The 18,665-nt window shown below is 54.0% G+C and carries 14 protein-coding genes and 2 rRNA genes (1 of these 16 cut by a window edge); 7 read left to right on the top strand and 9 right to left on the bottom strand.

The genetic code is table 11. The features are described from left to right. Window positions 1-16 precede the first annotated feature (16 nt). The 5 genes from ACTG2W_RS13565 to rfaD all read right to left on the bottom strand — a co-directional run bounded on the left by ACTG2W_RS13565 (window position 17) and on the right by rfaD (window position 5,969). Window positions 17-1,111, bottom strand: a complete 1,095-nt coding sequence (locus tag ACTG2W_RS13565; protein ID WP_106844251.1) for a glycosyltransferase family 4 protein — start codon at window positions 1,109-1,111, stop codon at window positions 17-19. Between the two features lie 18 nt (window positions 1,112-1,129). Next, entirely contained in the window at window positions 1,130-1,876 is a 747-nt protein-coding gene (locus tag ACTG2W_RS13560; RefSeq protein ID WP_106844252.1) for a glycosyltransferase family 25 protein, read from the bottom strand. Window positions 1,877-1,878: 2 nt separating this feature from the next. Then, window positions 1,879-3,150: an O-antigen ligase family protein gene (locus tag ACTG2W_RS13555; RefSeq protein WP_235657037.1), complete on the bottom strand. Its 1,272-nt coding sequence runs from the start codon at window positions 3,148-3,150 to the stop codon at window positions 1,879-1,881. Continuing rightward, the gene (locus tag ACTG2W_RS13550; protein WP_106844253.1) at window positions 3,134-4,894 is read right to left on the bottom strand and encodes a polysaccharide deacetylase family protein; all 1,761 of its coding nucleotides are present in this window, start codon (window positions 4,892-4,894) and stop codon (window positions 3,134-3,136) included. The genes ACTG2W_RS13555 and ACTG2W_RS13550 overlap by 17 nt, the downstream gene beginning before the upstream one ends. A gap of 118 nt (window positions 4,895-5,012) precedes the next feature. Continuing rightward, entirely contained in the window at window positions 5,013-5,969 is a 957-nt protein-coding gene (gene rfaD / locus ACTG2W_RS13545) for an ADP-glyceromanno-heptose 6-epimerase (RefSeq protein WP_005340846.1), read from the bottom strand. A gap of 158 nt (window positions 5,970-6,127) precedes the next feature. Between rfaD and ACTG2W_RS13540 the strand changes: the two genes are divergently transcribed. The 5 genes from ACTG2W_RS13540 to ACTG2W_RS13520 all read left to right on the top strand — a co-directional run bounded on the left by ACTG2W_RS13540 (window position 6,128) and on the right by ACTG2W_RS13520 (window position 12,176). Further along, window positions 6,128-6,772 carry a TetR/AcrR family transcriptional regulator gene (locus tag ACTG2W_RS13540; protein ID WP_005340848.1) on the top strand — a complete coding sequence of 215 codons (645 nt, stop codon included), beginning with the start codon at window positions 6,128-6,130 and terminating at the stop codon, window positions 6,770-6,772. Window positions 6,773-6,887: 115 nt separating this feature from the next. Next, the gene (locus ACTG2W_RS13535; protein ID WP_106844254.1) at window positions 6,888-8,078 is read left to right on the top strand and encodes a glycine C-acetyltransferase; all 1,191 of its coding nucleotides are present in this window, start codon (window positions 6,888-6,890) and stop codon (window positions 8,076-8,078) included. A 55-nt stretch (window positions 8,079-8,133) separates the two neighbouring features. After that, on the top strand, window positions 8,134-9,162 hold the full coding sequence (gene tdh, locus ACTG2W_RS13530) for an L-threonine 3-dehydrogenase (RefSeq protein WP_005340852.1): 1,029 nt from the start codon (window positions 8,134-8,136) through the stop codon (window positions 9,160-9,162). A 197-nt stretch (window positions 9,163-9,359) separates the two neighbouring features. Then, window positions 9,360-9,815, top strand: coding sequence for a c-type cytochrome (locus ACTG2W_RS13525; protein ID WP_041234042.1), 456 nt, complete (start codon window positions 9,360-9,362; stop codon window positions 9,813-9,815). Between the two features lie 84 nt (window positions 9,816-9,899). Next, the gene (locus tag ACTG2W_RS13520) at window positions 9,900-12,176 is read left to right on the top strand and encodes a putative bifunctional diguanylate cyclase/phosphodiesterase (RefSeq protein WP_440016276.1); all 2,277 of its coding nucleotides are present in this window, start codon (window positions 9,900-9,902) and stop codon (window positions 12,174-12,176) included. 129 nt (window positions 12,177-12,305) lie between these two features. On the opposite strand, the gene rep is transcribed toward ACTG2W_RS13520, so the two are convergent. Further along, the gene (rep, locus tag ACTG2W_RS13515) at window positions 12,306-14,324 is read right to left on the bottom strand and encodes a DNA helicase Rep (RefSeq protein ID WP_440016274.1); all 2,019 of its coding nucleotides are present in this window, start codon (window positions 14,322-14,324) and stop codon (window positions 12,306-12,308) included. Window positions 14,325-14,505: 181 nt separating this feature from the next. On the opposite strand from rep, the gene ACTG2W_RS13510 reads away from it, so the two are divergent. Next, on the top strand, window positions 14,506-15,726 hold the full coding sequence (locus ACTG2W_RS13510) for an aminotransferase class V-fold PLP-dependent enzyme (RefSeq protein WP_440016273.1): 1,221 nt from the start codon (window positions 14,506-14,508) through the stop codon (window positions 15,724-15,726). Window positions 15,727-15,739: 13 nt separating this feature from the next. After that, window positions 15,740-16,174: a SufE family protein gene (locus ACTG2W_RS13505; protein ID WP_440016272.1), complete on the top strand. Its 435-nt coding sequence runs from the start codon at window positions 15,740-15,742 to the stop codon at window positions 16,172-16,174. 21 nt (window positions 16,175-16,195) lie between these two features. Here the strand turns inward: ACTG2W_RS13505 and tcdA are convergent, their stop codons facing one another. The 3 genes from tcdA to ACTG2W_RS13490 form a co-directional block, all read right to left on the bottom strand. Beyond that, window positions 16,196-17,032, bottom strand: coding sequence for a tRNA cyclic N6-threonylcarbamoyladenosine(37) synthase TcdA (tcdA, locus tag ACTG2W_RS13500; RefSeq protein WP_440016271.1), 837 nt, complete (start codon window positions 17,030-17,032; stop codon window positions 16,196-16,198). Between the two features lie 194 nt (window positions 17,033-17,226). Further along, window positions 17,227-17,341 (bottom strand): 5S ribosomal RNA (gene rrf / locus ACTG2W_RS13495). Window positions 17,342-17,460: 119 nt separating this feature from the next. Then, window positions 17,461-18,665, bottom strand: a 23S ribosomal RNA gene (locus tag ACTG2W_RS13490); it runs 1,685 nt beyond the window's last position.

Here is an 18,665-nt window from a genome sequence, read left to right as displayed (position 1 = left end):
TTTAAATTTAAACTCCTCACCCATTGCCTACTCCGCTGACTTCAACACCGGCAAGATGGAGCAACTCCATACAATGCTCTTTTACATCATTATATGAGTGGAATGCCTCTGAACAAGATGGTACCAGCTTGTCACGTTCTGATAAAAATCGGTTAATTTCATCTGCGAGACTTTCGGCATTAAGGTCAAAGAGATATGCGAACTCTTTTTTTACAACCTCTGTTGCGCCAACGACCTTAGACATAATCACTGGAGTACCACACAGAATCGATTCAGTAACTACTAATCCAAATGGCTCATATGATGATGCTAATATCGTGGCGTCGACCATTGAATATAAAGAAGGCATATCATCAACAAAACCAATATTAATCACTCGAGGATGCTCGACCTTTTTATTTCCGGCAATAACCAATTTAACTGAGTCTGGAATAGATTTTTCCTGTAATGTTTGTAAAATAAGGTCAATACCTTTTCTTTTGTGATTACTAGAAGGAAACAATAATAAAATATCACTTTCAGAAATACCATACTTTTCACGCTGCTTAATTCTTATTTCAAAACGAGAATTATTATTATGATGCGAGAACAGGTTTTTATTCGTCGGTGGATAAACAACCTTTACCTTCCCACTAGGAACACCTATTAATCTTATTATTTCTTCCTTGACGATTTCAGAGTGCGCAACAACAACCTTAGCCAAATTGTAAGCCTTGGATTCTTCGTAAATTGTAAGTATATCTTCTGGTTTATATATTTTTTTACCCAGAGCTATCTTATTTCCTTGATGCGTCCCTGCTGAAATGGCGATATCCGCATCACGAATAACACTTCTGCTACAGTTGAATATCACACCACTTCGGTCAATGACTTTATCAACGAAGTGATTAAATATTTTTTCATTTATAATATTGAATGGCGTGAACACAGGAAACTCAACAACACTTACTCCATCAGGAACTAAATTTATATCTACACGTCCTTTTATAGAAACAAGCTCAACGTTTAAGTTTAGTTCTTTTAGTTCTTTTAGTTCTTTCAACACGTTTACAATATAGGTTTCCATGCCACCTGACTTTTTCAGGTATGGATATATTATACTAACTTTCATATAACTATCACCTTATAATTATAAACGTTTTAGATAAAAAATGATATTAAATATGAACTGCAGAATATAAAGTCTGTATCTGAAATACTCTTTTCTAATTCTAGATACAAGTGTTCTATTTCCTTTTTGTTGCCTGCTGGCATAACCTATTTCAGATTGAATATCAGTATATTTGATAACAGGTTCTTCAATACCTATATTGGATACACCATGAATATATTCACAATCCATATAATCATCAACAGGCATCCAAAAACAGCTGGATGAGTTAACAAATTTCCGTGCTGCGTCAGGGTGTATTATATACCCATATGCACCGCTTGGACCTCTGCTGTACTTCACTAGTTTAGTGTTATCATTCAATAAAGCCAGAGTTACTACCCTAGGTAAAATTAAAGTGCTCTTTATTGGAGCTCTCCCCAATCTAATATATTTATAACTAGAGAGATGGATGGATGCATGTTTTAGCACATCATAAAAATTCTCTTTTAAATCAACATCATCCTCCATGACAACGATTGGTGCATTTAACTCTATACACTTAAGCCACAATGCTCTGTGGCTTAAAAAACAGGCTTGCTCTCCCAGAGTGAGAGGATGACCTTTTTCCTTAATTCTCCTTGACCAGTCATAACCGATGATTGTTGCAATACGACCATCAATAGCAGGGAAAAACTCGTATTCAACGCCAGTTGTAGTTAACAACTCTGACATTCTCATTTTACGCTCTATCGAACGTTCAAGATTAATAACATAAACCTTCATATTCACTCAGCATCCTTGAATGTTGATGAAAATGCCAACATCATAGAAAATACAAAAAATGTTATGCCTGAGTTATGTGCAAAATATGCCTGACTAAGATGATAATCTGCAGTTGTCAGACAAGTAACAATAACAAGCACACATCCACAATATGTATCCGACGCAGGATTCATAATAGGTATTTTCTTCTTCACTACAAGAATTGGAATACATAGCATAGCAATAAGCACCAACAACCCTACGACTCCGCGTTTTGCCATCTCTTCAAGGTATTGATTGTGTGCATGATAATTAAAATTATATATGAAATCTGTAATTTTATTTTCTTGTAATTGCTTCTTCTGTGACTCACGCAAACCATTTTGACCCCATCCAAAAAATGGCTTATCCTTAAATGAATCCCATGCACTGCCCCACAATTGGAAACGAATGCCGAGCGATGTATCCAAGTTAGTACCATCTACGTATTGTTCTATATCTGTTTTCGCTGCATCAAATCTCTTTAATATTCCGGTTTGAGGTGTAAACACCATTGCTATTACAAGAGCCAGCAAAAACAGCAACCCTTTCTTTTCATTACTCGTGATAACGCGTCTATAAAGCATTAATATCGAAAAAATTACGACAGGAAGTAATACCCAACCACCTCTGGTACCAGATAAGAAGCTACCAGTCAGACCAGATATTGTACCAAGCATATAAAAGTAAGAAAAATATCTATTATTATTAGCACGACACCAAAAATAGCCGCATAAACAAAAAAGGCCAAGTGACATGCTAATATTTCCAGATTGTATTGGTATTGAATAAAACTCGAAAGCTCGTTCATACCCAAGATAAAACTTATCGTAAATTGCAACACAAGCAGCTATAAATGCTCCCGTTGCAAATCCACTTAATAAAATATCTAACCTAACTTTATGTTTGGCAAGTATAGGAATTACTAATACAGCCATTAATGCCCGACTAGGCCTATCTAATTGACTAAACGAGCTCCCGTCGACAATCACAGATATAAAGAACAGGAAAAAATATGACAAAAATATACATGCTATTATTTTATGCTCTTTCTCCATGGAGGAGATATACTCTTTACGCCAAAAGACAAAAAGACTCACTACTGCCAGCAACGCAGGCCCATAAGAGTACCCACTTGGAACGGTAAGAGCCAACGCGCCAAACAAAAAAGCCGAGATTTGTACCACAAGAGGTACAAACCTCTCTTTATTCACTAAGACCATCATTCTTTTTATTTTCTCACTTTCTAAAAACATAATTCCCGCAGATCTTGCGCCACAGCCCGAATACATCGGTACGGGGAAAGATGGCGATCCGGCGGATCTGGAAAGGGTCCTGGTGCATTGCTTTGGGGCCACTATTGGTAGCAACGGCAAAACGATACCCGGCAGCGATAGCCCGCTCCTTGGCACTCTCGTTCATATCTCCGTAAGGGTAGGCAAACGAGAGCAGCGGATGGCCAAGCAGGGCCTCCAGTTGGCGTTTATTCTCCTGAATTTCATGGGCTTGTTGTTCGGGTGTGAGCTTGCTCAAGCGGGGGTGAGTCAGGGTATGACCACCAATTTCCACATGACCGCTGGCGGCCAGCGCCTTGACCTGCTCACCACTCATCAATGAGACCCTGGTGTCCGGATTGGTCGGATGCTCCACATCCCAACGGTTATAACCTTCGCCGGTGACTACGTACACCACGGCTTTGTAACCATATTTTTCCAGCAGTGGCAGCATGCGGGTCAGGTTGTCCTGATAGCCGTCATCGGCGGTGATCATCAGATACTTCTTGCCGTATTGCAGACGGTGGATAAAGCCTTTGTCCGCCAAATCGCGGAAAGTCAGGGTTTCGTAGCCTAGCCACTTCATCAGTCGCAGATGCTTCTCGAACATGGTGATCGGCATCCAGGTGCCATGCACTCCTTTCTCGCTATCCTGCTCGATAAAACGGTGGTACATGATGACGGGCATCTCGCGGCGCAGGGTTTCGACTACGGCATCCTGATAGATGGTTTCGAGGCCGGATACTACCCCCTGCAAGCCATACTCATCCTGAATGCGCTGCCGAATGACTTCCGGCACCACCTTGCTTGCGAGGGCGGATTCGATTTCTCCCTTCAGGGCAGCAAAATCGATAGCCAGATCCTTGGGACCGATATCGCCAAAATTGCTGGCCAGCGCCTCGTCCAGATTTCGTTCCGTCACCAGACCAATGGCCCTGGCTTCACCAATGGCAAAGGCGGGCCGACCACAGAGCAGTGCTTCCATCGCTACCCGACCGGCACCAATCACCAGATCGCAACTCGCCAGCAGAGCGGGCACATCATCGACATAACCGACAAACTCGGCACGGCCTTCGAAACGGGCAAAGCGCTCCGGTACCTTGGTACCGCTGACAATCCGCACCCGACAGGTATCCTGGTCGAGCACTTCATCGAGCAGACGGTAACAGAGCTCCCCTTTGGGGCCGCTCAAACGGCCAATGATGGCGATCACCGGCTTGGGATTGTCCGGCGCTGGCACAGGCTGGAATTTGTCGGTTTCGATACCGTTGCGCAGCACCTGCACTATCGCGGGATCCACCCCCAGATTGTCGACTATCTGATGGGCAATATCTTCACAAACGGCAACCGCACGATAGCCGAGTGCATGGAAGGCCTTGCGCGAAGCGTGCACCGGCTGGCGACCATGCACCGTGGTGATCATCGGGGTGCCAGTCAACTTGCAGGCCACATAACTGCTCCAGCCGGAGGCGCGGGAGTGAGCATGCACCAACTGGATATGGTACTTCTTGATGAGATAGATGAGGTAAAAGACGTGCCAGAAGCGGCGCAATATGCTGCGCTTGTTGAATCTCAGTTTGAAGACGGGGCCAAGCGTCGGCTTGGTCAGGGTATCTGACACATAAAAGACGTTGTGACCACGCCGGGTCAGTTCGTTACCGACCGTAGTGGCATAGACCTCAGCTCCCGTTACCTCGAGCTGGGAGAGTGCCATCAATATATTCATCGCGCGGTTACCCGGTAGAGAAGAGAGGAACGGCAAGCAGCCACAGAGACCAGAAACCGGAAGCAGGCGAGTGCCCACTTCCGGTTTTGCGCTCAAACTGCCGCGTTGTGCTCACCTGTTAGCGGTTGAGCCAAGCCATGTAATCCGCTACCCCTTCGGCAACGGTTTTGAACTCGGCGTCATAACCCACGCTGCGCAGCTTGGTCATGTCAGCCTGGGTGAAGCTCTGGTAGCGACCCTTGAGGTGATCCGGGAAGGGAATGTACTCAATGGCTCCCTTCTGATGATGCTTGATCACCGCTTCGGCCACGTTCTGGAACGGCTCGGCACGACCGGTACCGCAGTTGAAGATGCCGGAGTGCTGCGGGTTCTGCCAGAACCAGAGGTTTACCTTGCAGACGTCGTCGATATAGATGAAGTCACGCATCTGACCACCGTTCGGGAAGCCATCGCAACCTTCGAACAGCTTGGGATTCTCGCCCTTCTTCACCTGGGTATTGAGGTGGAAGGCGACGGAAGCCATGGAGCCTTTGTGCTGCTCGCGCGGGCCGTAGACGTTGAAGTACTTCAGACCGACAACCTGAGAGTTGATCTCCGGCATCCAGCGGCGCACGTACTGGTCAAACAGCTGCTTGGAGTAGCCGTAGACGTTGAGCGGCTGTTCGAACTTGGGATCTTCGATGAAGTTGTCGTTGCGGCCACCGTAGGTCGCGGCAGAAGAGGCGTAAATGAACGGGATTTCACGCTCGATGCAGTAGTGGAACAGATCCTTGGAGTACTCGTAGTTGACCTCCATGATGAACTTGCCGTTCCACTCGGTGGTGGCAGAGCAGGCGCCTTCGTGGAAGATCACCTCGATGCCGTTGTCCCACTCTTCAAACTCGTCACCGGAGACGATCCGAGCCTGAAACTCGTCTTTGTCCATGTAGTCAGCGATGGTCAGATCGACCAGGTTGACGAACTTGGTGCCGTCGGTCAGGTCATCAATGACCACGATATCGGTCCGTCCTTGAGCGTTCAGCTGCTTGACCAGATTGCTGCCGATAAAGCCAGCACCGCCAGTTACTACGATCATGGAGTTTGCCTCTCGTACGTTGATGGCTACATGTGACTGCTTGTTAAAGCTGTGTATAGTGAGCCAATTTGAAATTGCCGAAAAGTTTATCACGGGCCGTCCGGGGATTCGACCTTGTTCAAAACTGCCCCGAGCGGAACCTGTTGGAGGAATGAGTGATGAAAACCAGAGACAGGATCATTCACAGCGCGACCGAGCTGTTCAACGATCAGGGTGAACGCAACATCACCACCAACCACATTGCGGCGCACATGGGTATCAGCCCGGGCAACCTCTACTACCACTTCCGCAATAAAGAAGACATCATCCACTCCATCTTCGACCAGTATGCCCGTCACCTTAGCGAGAGCTTCGTGCCGACCCGCAACCGTGAAATCACCCTGCAGGATCTGATGGGCTATCTCGATGCCATCTTCTATCTGATGTGGCAGTTCCGCTTCTTCTACGCCAACCTGCCGGACATCCTGAGCCGTGACGAACCGCTGCAACAGAAGTACCTCAAGGCCCAGGAGCAGATGCGCTCCTCCGTGGTCGCGCTGCTCCGGAGCCTGCGCGAAGGGGGCATCATAGATGTCAGCGATGAAGACCTGCCGGATCTGGGCCAGACCATCAAGATGGTGGTGACCTGCTGGATCCCGTTCCAGATCGCTCAGGCTCCCAACACCCGCATCACCAAACCGCTGCTCTATCAGGGCGTATTAAAGGTGCTGTTCCTGCTGCGCCCCTATGTGCAACCCCAGGTGGCCGGACAGATCCAGCAACTGGAACAGCACTACCGTCAGCTGGCCCAACCAGCTGGGTGAGATCTGTTTCACATTTGTTGAATATCAGCACAATCATTTGAATTTACCGCAACAGATTGCAGTAAAATGTCGCCCTCTGTTGATACGCAGCTGAAATAGCCACTAAGGATCGAGGATGTCTAACGGATTCTATCGTCACCTGACCGAGCAACTGAACCAGGTGCAAGCTGAAGGGTTGTACAAGCAGGAGCGCATCATCACCTCCGCCCAACAGGCCAGCATCGCCGTCGGCGGTGAGCAGGTACTGAACTTCTGTGCCAACAACTATCTGGGATTGGCCAACCACCCGGATCTGATCGCCGCCGCCCATCAGGGACTCGACAGCCACGGCTTCGGCATGGCCTCGGTACGCTTCATCTGCGGCACCCAGGATCAGCACAAAGCGCTGGAGCAGAAGATGTCTGCCTTCCTCGGCACTGAAGATACCATCCTCTACTCCTCCTGCTTCGACGCCAATGGCGGCCTGTTCGAGACCCTTTTCGGTGCCGAAGATGCCATCATCTCCGATGCCCTCAACCACGCCTCCATCATCGACGGCGTGCGGCTGTGCAAGGCCAAGCGCTATCGCTACGCCAACAACGACATGGCCGAGCTGGAAGCCCAGCTCAAGCAGGCTGACACCGATGGCGCCCGCTTCAAGCTGATCGCCACCGACGGTGTCTTCTCCATGGATGGCGTCATCGCCGACCTCAAATCCATCTGCGATCTGGCAGACAAATACGATGCGCTGGTGATGGTGGATGACTCCCACGCCGTCGGCTTTATCGGCGAGAATGGTCGTGGCACCCACGAATATTGCGGCGTGATGGATCGGGTCGACATCATCACCGGCACCCTGGGCAAGGCGCTCGGCGGCGCATCCGGCGGCTATACCTCCGGCAAGAAAGAGGTGATCGACTGGCTGCGTCAGCGCTCCCGCCCCTACCTCTTCTCCAACTCGCTGGCCCCCTCCATCGTTGCCGCCACTATCAAGGTGATCGACATGCTGGCGGAAGGTCACGACCTGCGCGCCCGCCTGAAAGAGAACAGCCGTTACTTCCGCGAGCGGATGAGCGCCGCTGGCTTCACTCTGGCTGGCGCCGACCACGCCATCATTCCGGTGATGCTGGGGGATGCCAAACTGGCCTCCGAAATGGCGAGCCGCATGCTGGCAGCCGGCATCTATGTGGTGGGCTTCTCCTTCCCGGTCGTGCCCAAGGGTCAGGCCCGCATTCGCACCCAGATGTCTGCAGCTCACACCCGCGAGCAGCTGGACAAGGCGATCGACGCCTTTATCCGCATCGGCCGTGAACTCGGCGTTATCTGATTTGAATCAAGGGGCTGCAGCCCCTTTTTTCTGCATTCATATTGAAGGAACAGCCATGAAAGCACTCTCCAAACTGCACAAAGAGGTCGGCATCTGGATGACGGATGTGCCGGCCCCCGAGCTCGGCCACAACGACCTGCTGATCAAGATCCGCAAAACCGCCATCTGCGGCACCGATATCCACATCTACAACTGGGACGAGTGGTCCCAGAAGACCATTCCGGTACCCATGGTGGTCGGCCATGAATATGTTGGGGAGGTGGTCGCCATCGGTCAGGAGGTGCGCGGCTTCGCCATCGGCGATCGGGTCTCCGGTGAAGGGCACATCACCTGCGGTCACTGCCGCAACTGCCGCGCCGGGCGCACTCATCTGTGCCGCAACACCATTGGTGTTGGCGTCAATCGCCCGGGTGCCTTTGCCGAGTATCTGGTGATCCCCGCATTCAACGCCTTCAAGCTGCCGGACAACATCCCGGACGAGCTGGCTGCCATCTTCGACCCGTTCGGCAATGCGGTGCACACCGCCCTCTCCTTCGATCTGGTGGGTGAAGATGTGCTCATCACCGGGGCAGGCCCCATCGGCATCATGGCCGCCGCCGTCTGCCGCCATGTGGGTGCGCGCCACGTGGTGATCACCGACGTCAACGAATACCGGCTGGAGCTGGCCCGCAAGATGGGCGCCACCCGCGCGGTCAACGTGGCCAAGGAGAAGCTGGCTGACGTGATGAGCGAGCTGGGCATGACCGAAGGCTTCGACGTGGGGCTGGAGATGTCCGGCGTCCCGAGCGCCTTCCAGGAGATGCTCGACAAGATGAACCACGGCGGCAAGATCGCCATGCTTGGCATCCCGCCCTCCACCATGGCCATCGACTGGAACAAGGTGATCTTCAAGGGGCTGTTTATCAAAGGGATCTATGGCCGCGAGATGTTCGAGACCTGGTACAAAATGGCCAGCCTGATCCAGTCAGGGCTGGATCTCTCCCCCATCATCACCCACAGATTCCACATCGACGAATTCCAGCAGGGGTTCGATGCGATGCGCTCCGGCCACTCCGGCAAGGTGATCCTGAGCTGGGATAAATAGGCCGTTTCACCCCTTGGTTACTCGAAACCCGGCGAATGCCGGGTTTCTTTTTATCTCCACCACCAGAATTGCCGTGATATCGGCCAAAACTTTGTACGCAGAGTGTTTAACACTTCACACACAAGCGTTTAAATGGCTGTAACTATTCGGTTATAATCCCGTCGTTTACATGGATAATAAAAGACTGCTGGGAGTATATGAGCGTGTTGAAAAAACTGAGCTATTTGCTGGCTGTCGGGATGACGGCCGCCAGCTTGTCTGGGGCAGTGCTTGCTGCCGATGAAATGTCACCGGAAGCCATTGCCGAGCGGATCAAACCAATCGGTCAGGTCTATACCGCCAAGGATCTGGAAGGTATTGCCGGCGCGAGTGCAGCACCGACGGCGGCCGCCTCTTCCGGTCCCCGCGATGGCGAAACGGTATACAAGGGCGCCTGCTTTGCCTGTCACGACACCGGCGCCGCCGGTGCCCCCAAACGGGGTGACAAGGCAGCCTGGGATCCTCGCATCGCCCAGGGCATTGATACTCTAAAGAAACATGCCATTGAAGGCTTTACCGGCAAGTCCGGCATGATGCCTCCGCGCGGCACCTGTGCGAACTGTAGTGATGAAGAGATTGAAAACGCCATCCACTACATGATCGACAAGCTGTAAGTATTTGAAAGGGCCGCAATTGCGGCCCTTTCAATCTATCGGCTTCCGACTACTCTTGTAAGGTAGACATATCGGGAGTTGCACATGTCGTCCCAATCCATCGAACCCCATTACTCAACTCCTCTGTTGGCGTTGGTCTCTGCCATTATGGACTTCCCGGCGCCACAAACCGCCACGTCTGACGATTACGATGCCCTGATCCAGCAGATTGACCAACTCTGCCCGCTGCAACATTTCGGCATGCTGGGCCTCTCCGATACCGGTCTGAACTGGCTTTACGCCTACAAGGTCAGCGACATCTTCAAGCAACAGCTGGGCCGTGAGCAGTCCCGCATCACCGATCAACTCACCCAGCTGGATGAGGCCGAAGGGTGGTGCGTCTTCCCCATCGAGCATGGCCAGATACAGTGGTTGCTGGCGCGTGGCACACCAGCCGACCTGCCGACCCTGCGTCTGCTGCTGGAGTGTCTGGCCAAACGGCTGACCGAAACCCAGGCGGGATCCCATCTCACCGAACTCCCTTCACCGCTGATCCGCAAAGACCCGAACTGGAAAAAGAAAATCGAGAGCATCAGCCGCATCATGCGGCTCGCCAATACCCTGCCGGCCCAGGCGCTCTTCTCCCAACTGGAAGCGGTACTGCGCCAGATGCTCACCATCGAGGACATGCTGCTGGTCAGGCTAACCAGTCAGAAGCTGGAAAAGATCTACCCTGCCCATCCCCATCAGGGAGACGAGTTCATCAGCGGCTTGTGCCACAGCACCAGCAATATCGAGGTGAGCAGGGAGTCACGCTACTGGCACAGCATGCCGCTGCGGCTGCAACAACAGTACTTCGCCCACTTCATCATCAGCACGGATCAACCGCTGGAGACCGACGACAAGCTGTTTCTCGACTTCCTGCGTGGCCAGCTCACCCTGCTGCTGGAGCTGAGACGGATCCGCCAGCAGCTCAACGACATCAATACCGAGGACTCCATCAACCAGCGGCTGCAACAGCTGCGTCAGACCAACCTCAGGCTGCAAAAGCAGCTCAAGCAGCATCAGGAGCTGGAACGGCGGCTGCAATTCGATGCGCTTCACGACCCGCTGACCCAGCTGCCCAACCGCGCGCTGTTGATGAACCACCTCAACCACGCCATGACCCACTACAACCGCTACAAGTCACCGGGATTCGCGGTGATTTTTATCGATGTGGATCACTTCAAGCAGATCAATGACACTCTGGGCCACAGCGCTGGCGATCAGCTGCTCAAGGAGGTCAGCCGCCGCCTGCAGACCTGCATCCGGCAAAACGATCTGGTGGCCAGACTGGGGGGCGACGAGTTTGTCATCTATCTGGACAGCAGCAAGAGCGACGATGACATCAGCCCGGTGCTCAACCGCATTATCAGCCGTCTCTCCTACCCGTTCCGGCTACTCGGCAACGAGTTGAGCATTACCGTCAGCCTGGGGGTATCGAGCGTCTCCGAGCAAACCTCAGATATCAGCCAGCTGCTCCATCAGGCCGATCTGGCCATGTATCAGGCCAAACGCAATGGTCGCAGTCGCATCGTCAGCTACTCGGATGATTGCATCAACCAGAACTGGAATTCGCCGGAAGAGATGCTGGCCAGAGCCCTGCGGGAGGGGCGTATCGTCCCCTATTTCCAGCCGGTGATCCGGCTGCAGGATAGCCGCCTGACCGGACTGGAGGTGATGGCGCGCTGGCTGACCGAGGAGGGGATTCTGAAGGATGCGTTCGACTTTATTCCGCTGGCAGAGCAGTGCGGTCTGATACTGGAGCTGGATTACCAGATCCTGCGCCACACCTGTCAGCAACTGAAGAACTGGCTGCCAATCTCCGGGCAGAGCAAGTTCAAGATCGCCATCAATCTGTCGGGCAAGCATCTGGTCAACCATGACCACATCATGCGGCTGATGGGAATTATCGAAGAGGAAGGGGTCGCCCCCGGCTATCTGATTTTTGAATTCAACGAGCGGGAGCTGTCGCGGCAAGATTCCGATGCGCTGGCATCCCTGCATGACCTGAGGGCCAAGGGTATCCAGATCAGCCTCGATGATTTCGGCACCGGCTTCTCCTCCCTCAACGCCTTGTTCCACTTCCCGGTGGATTACATCAAGGTGGATGACAGCTTTACCCAGCGGATGCTGCAATCGCCCAAAGATTTGGCGCTGATCCGCGCCATGCGGGATATCTGTCAGGATCTCGATTACACCCTGGTCGTCGAGGGGATCGAGAACCAGCAGCAGTTGCAGAAGCTGATTGATATCGGCTGCCGGATGGGGCAAGGGCGCTATATCTCACCGCCCATGCCGGGAGCAGACATAGTGCCGCTACTGACCCCGGCCAATCCTTAGGGTTAATCCTTCTTGAACAACGCCCGCAGGTTGGCAACACCGACCTGCCCCTTCTGCTGGCGCTCCTCGGCAGTCACCTTCTTCTGGTTTTCCCCTTGGGGATAACTCAAGAAGTAGAGAAGAATCGCCCTACCCCTTTTTCAAATTATGTTGTGCTCTTATCTGAGCAAGAGCATCCAAACCTCTTTGCTGACGCTCTTCAGGGCTGACTACTTTTTTATTCTCCCAATCCAGATCATCCTGCGGCAGCTCCAGCAGGAAGCGGCTCGGCTCTGGCCGTACCGACTCGCCAAACTGACGCCGCTCCTTGCAGAGGGTGAAGGTCAGTTCGGTCTGAGCCCGGGTGATCCCCACGTAGGCGAGACGCCGCTCCTCCTCCACATTGTCCTCGTCGATGCTGGTCTGGTGGGGGAGCAAGCCCTCCTCCATCCCCACCATGTAGACATAGGGGAACTCCAACCCCTTGGAGGCATGCAGCGTCATCAACTGCACCTGATCGGCATCATCCTCCCCTTCGTTGCGCTCCATCATGTCGCGCAAGGTGAAGCTGGCGACCACTTCAGGCAAAGTCATTGGGTCATCCAGCTCATTCCCTTCTAGCTTCTCAACAAGCCAGCCATAAAGAGTAGCCACGTTCTTCATTCGCATCTCGGCCGCTTTCGGGCTCGGGGATGTATCTCGAAGCCACTCTTCGTAACGGCTTTCCTTGATCATGTCACGCACCGCCTCCACCGGATTGCCGCGCAGCACCCGATCACCCAAACGCACCAGCCAGTTGGTGAAGTCCTGCAAGGCTGAGAGGCCACGGCCGGAGAGGTGCTGCTCCAGCCCCAGCTCGAAGCTGGCGGCAAACAGGCTCTTTCCGCGTTGATTGGCATACTGCCCCAGTTTTTCGAGGGTAGTGGGACCAATCTCGCGGCGCGGCAGGTTGACCACCCGCAGGAAGGCGGTGTCCTCATCCGGATTCACCAGCAGCTTGAGGTAGGCCATGATGTCCTTGATCTCGGTGCGGGAGAAAAACGAGGTGCCGCCGGAGATACGGTAAGGAATCCGGTTAGTCATCAGCGCCTTCTCGAAGATGCGCGACTGATGGTTGCCCCGATAGAGGATGGCGTAATCCTTGAACCGGGTGCGGTTCATAAATTTGTGGCCCATCATCTCGGCGGCGATCCGCTCCGCTTCGTGCTCTTCGTTCTTGGCGAACAGCACCTTGAGCTTCACCCCCTCATCCAATTCGGAGAAGAGCGCCTTGTCATAGACGTGCGGGTTGTTGGCGATCAGGATGTTGGCGCACTTGAGGATGCGCCGCTTGGAGCGGTAGTTCTGCTCCAGCTTGATCAGCTTGAGGCTGGAGAAATCTTCGCTCAGCAGCACCAGATTCTGCGGCTTGGCACCGCGCCAGGAGTAGATGGACTGGTCATCATCCCCTACCACGGTAAAACGAGCCCGCTCGCCGACGATCTGCTTCACCAGCTCGTATTGGCTGGTGTTGGTGTCTTGGTACTCATCGACCAGCAGATAGCGGATCTTGTTCTGCCAGCGCTCGCGCACCTCCTGATTGCTCTTAAGCAGCAGGGTCGGCATCACGATGAGGTCGTCAAAATCCAGCGCGTTATAGGCCACCATCTGGCGGTGATAACGCTCGTAGAGCTGGGCCATCAACACCTCTTCCGGCCCGCGAGCGATGCGCATGGCGCGGGCTGGCAGGATAAGGTCGTTTTTCCAGTTGGAGATTTGGCTGATAAGGGCCGAGAGCTTGTCCTTGTCGTTGTCGAGCTCGTCTTCAGTCAACTCTTTCAGCAGCGCCAGCTGGTCGGTGTCATCGAACAGGGAGAAGTTCGCCTTGAGATTCAGGCTCTTGTGCTCCCGACGAATGATCTCGAGCCCCAGAGTATGGAAGGTGGAGACCATCAGCCCCCGCGCCTCCTTGCGACCCAGGGTCTGGCCGACCCGCTCCTTCATCTCCCGCGCCGCCTTGTTGGTAAAGGTGACCGCAGCGATGTTGCGCGCACTGTAGCCGCACTGCTGCACCAGATAGGCAATCTTGTTGGTGATGACGCGGGTCTTGCCCGATCCGGCACCCGCCAGCACCAGGCAAGGGCCGGAGACATACTTGACCGCTTCGTTCTGATTGGGGTTGAGCTTCATGGGCCGGATCTCTTGGCTTATGATGAGGGGCGGCATTGTACCAGAAATCACCCGACGAGCCGTACCTGCTGCACGGCAGGCAACCGCCAATCGGGCTTATCGCGCCTTGTGTTCGGGCGCTATTTTCAGGATCATGACCGACCTTTCGAGATGATGACTTTTTCCAGATGATGAGGGGAGCATGAATCAGCAACAGCACAACCAACTGCGCAGCCAGTTTCCGGCCTTGGCGCAGGAGGTAAACGGCCACCCTCTGGTCTATCTGGATAACGCCGCCACCACTCAGAAACCGCAAGCAGTACTGGATGCCATCGCTCACTACTATCGGATCGACAACGCCAACGTGCACCGTGCCGCCCACACCCTGAGTGGCCGCGCGACCCGTGCCTTCGAGGCCGCCCGCGAAACGGTCGCCCGCTTTATCAATGCGCCCCGCAGCCACGAAGTTATCTGGACCCGTGGTACCACAGAAGCGATCAATCTGGTAGCCCAGAGCTGGGGGATGAACGAACTCAAGACAGGGGACGAAATCATCCTCAGCACGCTGGAGCACCACGCCAATATCGTCCCGTGGCAGCTGGTCGCCCAGCGTACCGGCGCGGTCATCCGGGTTATCCCCCTCGATGAGCGGGGCGATCTCGATCTGGCCGCCTATCACGCCATGCTGGGGCCACGGACCCGACTGGTAAGCGTGGCCCACGTCTCCAATGCCCTTGGCACCGTCAATCCAGTCAAAGAGATGGTGGCAGCGGCCAAGGCAGTCGGCGCTCTGACCCTGCTCGATGGCGCTCAGGCGGTGGCTCATCTCGAGGTGGATGTGCAGGCCATAGGTTGCGACTTCTACGCCTTCTCCGGTCACAAGCTCTATGGCCCGACCGGCATCGGTGTGTTGTGGGGCCGCACCGAACTACTGGAGCGGATGCCGCCCTGGCAAGCCGGTGGCGAGATGATCGATCGGGTCAGTTTCAGCGGCACCACCTTCAATACCCTGCCCTTCAAGTTCGAGGCGGGCACCCCCCATATTGCTGGCGCTATCGGCCTCGCCGCAGCCATCGACTTTGTGATGGGGCAAGATCGGCATTGGCTCGCCAGCCATGAGCAGGCGCTAACCGACTATCTGGTCGCAGGCCTGCAACAGGTGCCGGGGCTGCGCCTGATCGGCGAACCCGACCAGCGCGCCGGTGCGGTCTCGTTCCTGCTGGAGGATATCCACCCGCAAGATGCCGCTACCCTGCTCGACATGCAGGGGATCGCCCTGCGAGTCGGCCATCACTGCGCCATGCCGCTGATGGAGTCGCTCGGGATCGGCGGCACCATGCGCGCCTCGCTGGCCTGCTACAACAATCGGGACGATGTCGACGCCCTACTGGCCGCCCTGCACAAACTCAGTGACTTCTTCTAAGGCAGACAACCGAATGAGTGACCTCGCAAGCTATACCCAGATTGGCATTGACCCCAACGCCGACACCATCCGCCAGCAGTTTGCCGCCGCCCACGGCTGGGAGAACCAGTATCGGCTCATCATCCAGCTCGGCAAGCAGCTGCCAGCGCTACCCGCCGAATGGCAGCAGGAGGAGTTCCGCCTCAAGGGGTGTGAAAGCCTGGCTTGGCTGAAGGGAGAACAAAGCGAGGATGGCTGCTGGCACTTTGCCTGTGATTCCGATGCTCGCATCGTGCGTGGCCTCATCGTCATCGTGCTGGCGGCACTCAACCACCAATCGTCTGCGGCGATCCAGGCATTTGATATGGAAGGGTATTTCACCGAACTGGGACTTGAGAAACACTTGAGCCCGTCACGAGGTAACGGGCTCAGAGCGATCGTACTGGCGATCCGGGAACAAGCGGTCTAACCCGCTCTGTTCAGTGGTCGATTAAGCTTCGCCAATCGATCCAGCTTCTTCATTCCCGCTCTCTTTCTCGGCTCGGGCGCCCCGCTCGGCAATCTTTTTCAATACCCGGGACGCGGCAACCAGCCCGAAGGTTGCCGTCACCGGCGTCACGGCGCCAAAACCGGAGGCGCAATCCATCTTCATGGTGCCATCGCTGGCGGCCTTGGCCTGACAGGTGCCACCATTACCATCCGGATAACTCAGCTGCTCGGTTGAGAAGACACACTCCACCCCGAATTTGCGCGCCGGATTCTTGCTGAAATTGTGCAACCGGCGCAGGTCGGAGCGCACCTTTGCCGCCAACGGGTCTTGAATAGTCTTGGCCAGATCGGCCACGGTTATCTGGGTCGGATCCATCTGCCCGCCAGCACCACCGGCCACAATTACCGGTATCTTGTTGCGCTTGCAGAAGGCAATCAGCGCCACCTTGGCCTTGACCGAGTCGATGGCGTCCACCACATAGTCAAACTCCCGCTTGATATGCTCGGCCAGATTGTCGGCGGTGACGAAATCGTCCACCTCGATCACGTCGCAATCTGGATTGATGGCGCGAATGCGCTCGGCCATCACCTCGGTCTTGAGGCGACCGACCGTACCCTGCATAGCGTGGATCTGGCGATTGGTGTTGGTGATGCAGATATCATCCATGTCGATCAGGGTGATCTGGTTGATACCGGCGCGGGCCAGCGCCTCGGCCGCCCAGGAGCCCACGCCACCGATCCCCACCACACAGACCTTGGCCTGGCTAAAGGAACGCAGTGCGCTCTGACCATAAAGACGGGCAATGCCCCCGAATCGCTGTAGATATTCTGCTTTCATACCACCACCTTGCTTGAGGGCGGCCATTATAACGACAACCAACGCCAGCGGCGATGGCAGAACCGGAGAAAATTGGGGAGGAAAAACAGAGAAAACGGCAGGGAAGAGAGAATAAAAGGTCAATTATCAGACGATTTGCTGATTTTCAGGCAATAAAAAACCCCGCTCATTGAGCGGGGTTTCTTGTATTGGGTGCCTGGCAGTGTCCTACTCTCGCATGGCGAATGCCACACTACCATCGGCGCTACCGCGTTTCACTTCTGAGTTCGGCATGGGATCAGGTGGTTCCACGGCGCTATGGCCGCCAGGCAAATTCTTAATCTAGAAAGCTGACGTGAATAACGATGTTGCCTCTTGGCTTCGCTATCACTGAATTAGTAGTTCGCTTGGTATTTGCTACAAGCCTTAGAACACTTCTTGGGTGTTGTATGGTTAAGCCTCACGGGTAATTAGTATGGGTTAGCTCAACACGTCGCCGCGCTTACACACCCCACCTATCAACGTTGTGGTCTCCAACGGCCCTTTAGGACCCTCAAGGGGTCAGGGATGACTCATCTCAGGGCTCGCTTCCCGCTTAGATGCTTTCAGCGGTTATCGATTCCGAACTTAGCTACCGGGCAGTGCCACTGGCGTGACAACCCGAACACCAGAGGTTCGTTCACTCCGGTCCTCTCGTACTAGGAGCAACTCCCTTCAATCATCCAACGCCCACGGCAGATAGGGACCGAACTGTCTCACGACGTTCTGAACCCAGCTCGCGTACCACTTTAAATGGCGAACAGCCATACCCTTGGGACCGACTTCAGCCCCAGGATGTGATGAGCCGACATCGAGGTGCCAAACACCGCCGTCGATATGAACTCTTGGGCGGTATCAGCCTGTTATCCCCGGAGTACCTTTTATCCGTTGAGCGATGGCCCTTCCATTCAGAACCACCGGATCACTATGACCTACTTTCGTACCTGCTCGACCTGTCCGTCTCGCAGTTAAGCTGGCTTATGCCATTGCACTAACCTCCTGATGTCCGACCAGGATTAGCCAACCTTCGTGCTCCTCCGTTACTCTTTGGGAGGAGACCGCCCCAGTCAAACTACCCACCAGGCACTGTCCGCGAGCCCGATTCAGGGCCCTGCGTTAGAACATCAAACATACAAGGGTGGTATTTCAAGGACGGCTCCAGCGCAACTGGCGTCACGCCTTCAAAGCCTCCCACCTATCCTACACATGTAGGTTCAATGTTCAGTGCCAAGCTGTAGTAAAGGTTCACGGGGTCTTTCCGTCTAGCCGCGGGTACACCGCATCTTCACGGCGAATTCGATTTCACTGAGTCTCGGGTGGAGACAGCATGGCCATGGTTACACCATTCGTGCAGGTCGGAACTTACCCGACAAGGAATTTCGCTACCTTAGGACCGTTATAGTTACGGCCGCCGTTTACCGGGGCTTCGATCAAGAGCTTCGCTTGCGCTAACCCCATCAATTAACCTTCCGGCACCGGGCAGGTGTCACACCCTATACGTCCACTTTCGTGTTTGCAGAGTGCTGTGTTTTTGATAAACAGTCCCAGCCATCTGGTCACTGCGACTCCCAACTGCTCCATCCGCAAGGGACTTCACTGTCAAGAGCGAACCTTC

The sequence above is a fragment of the Aeromonas sp. 96A genome (genome assembly GCF_051919165.1).
Lineage (GTDB): Bacteria > Pseudomonadota > Gammaproteobacteria > Enterobacterales > Aeromonadaceae > Aeromonas > Aeromonas veronii.
This window is presented reverse-complemented; position numbering and strand designations above follow the sequence as displayed.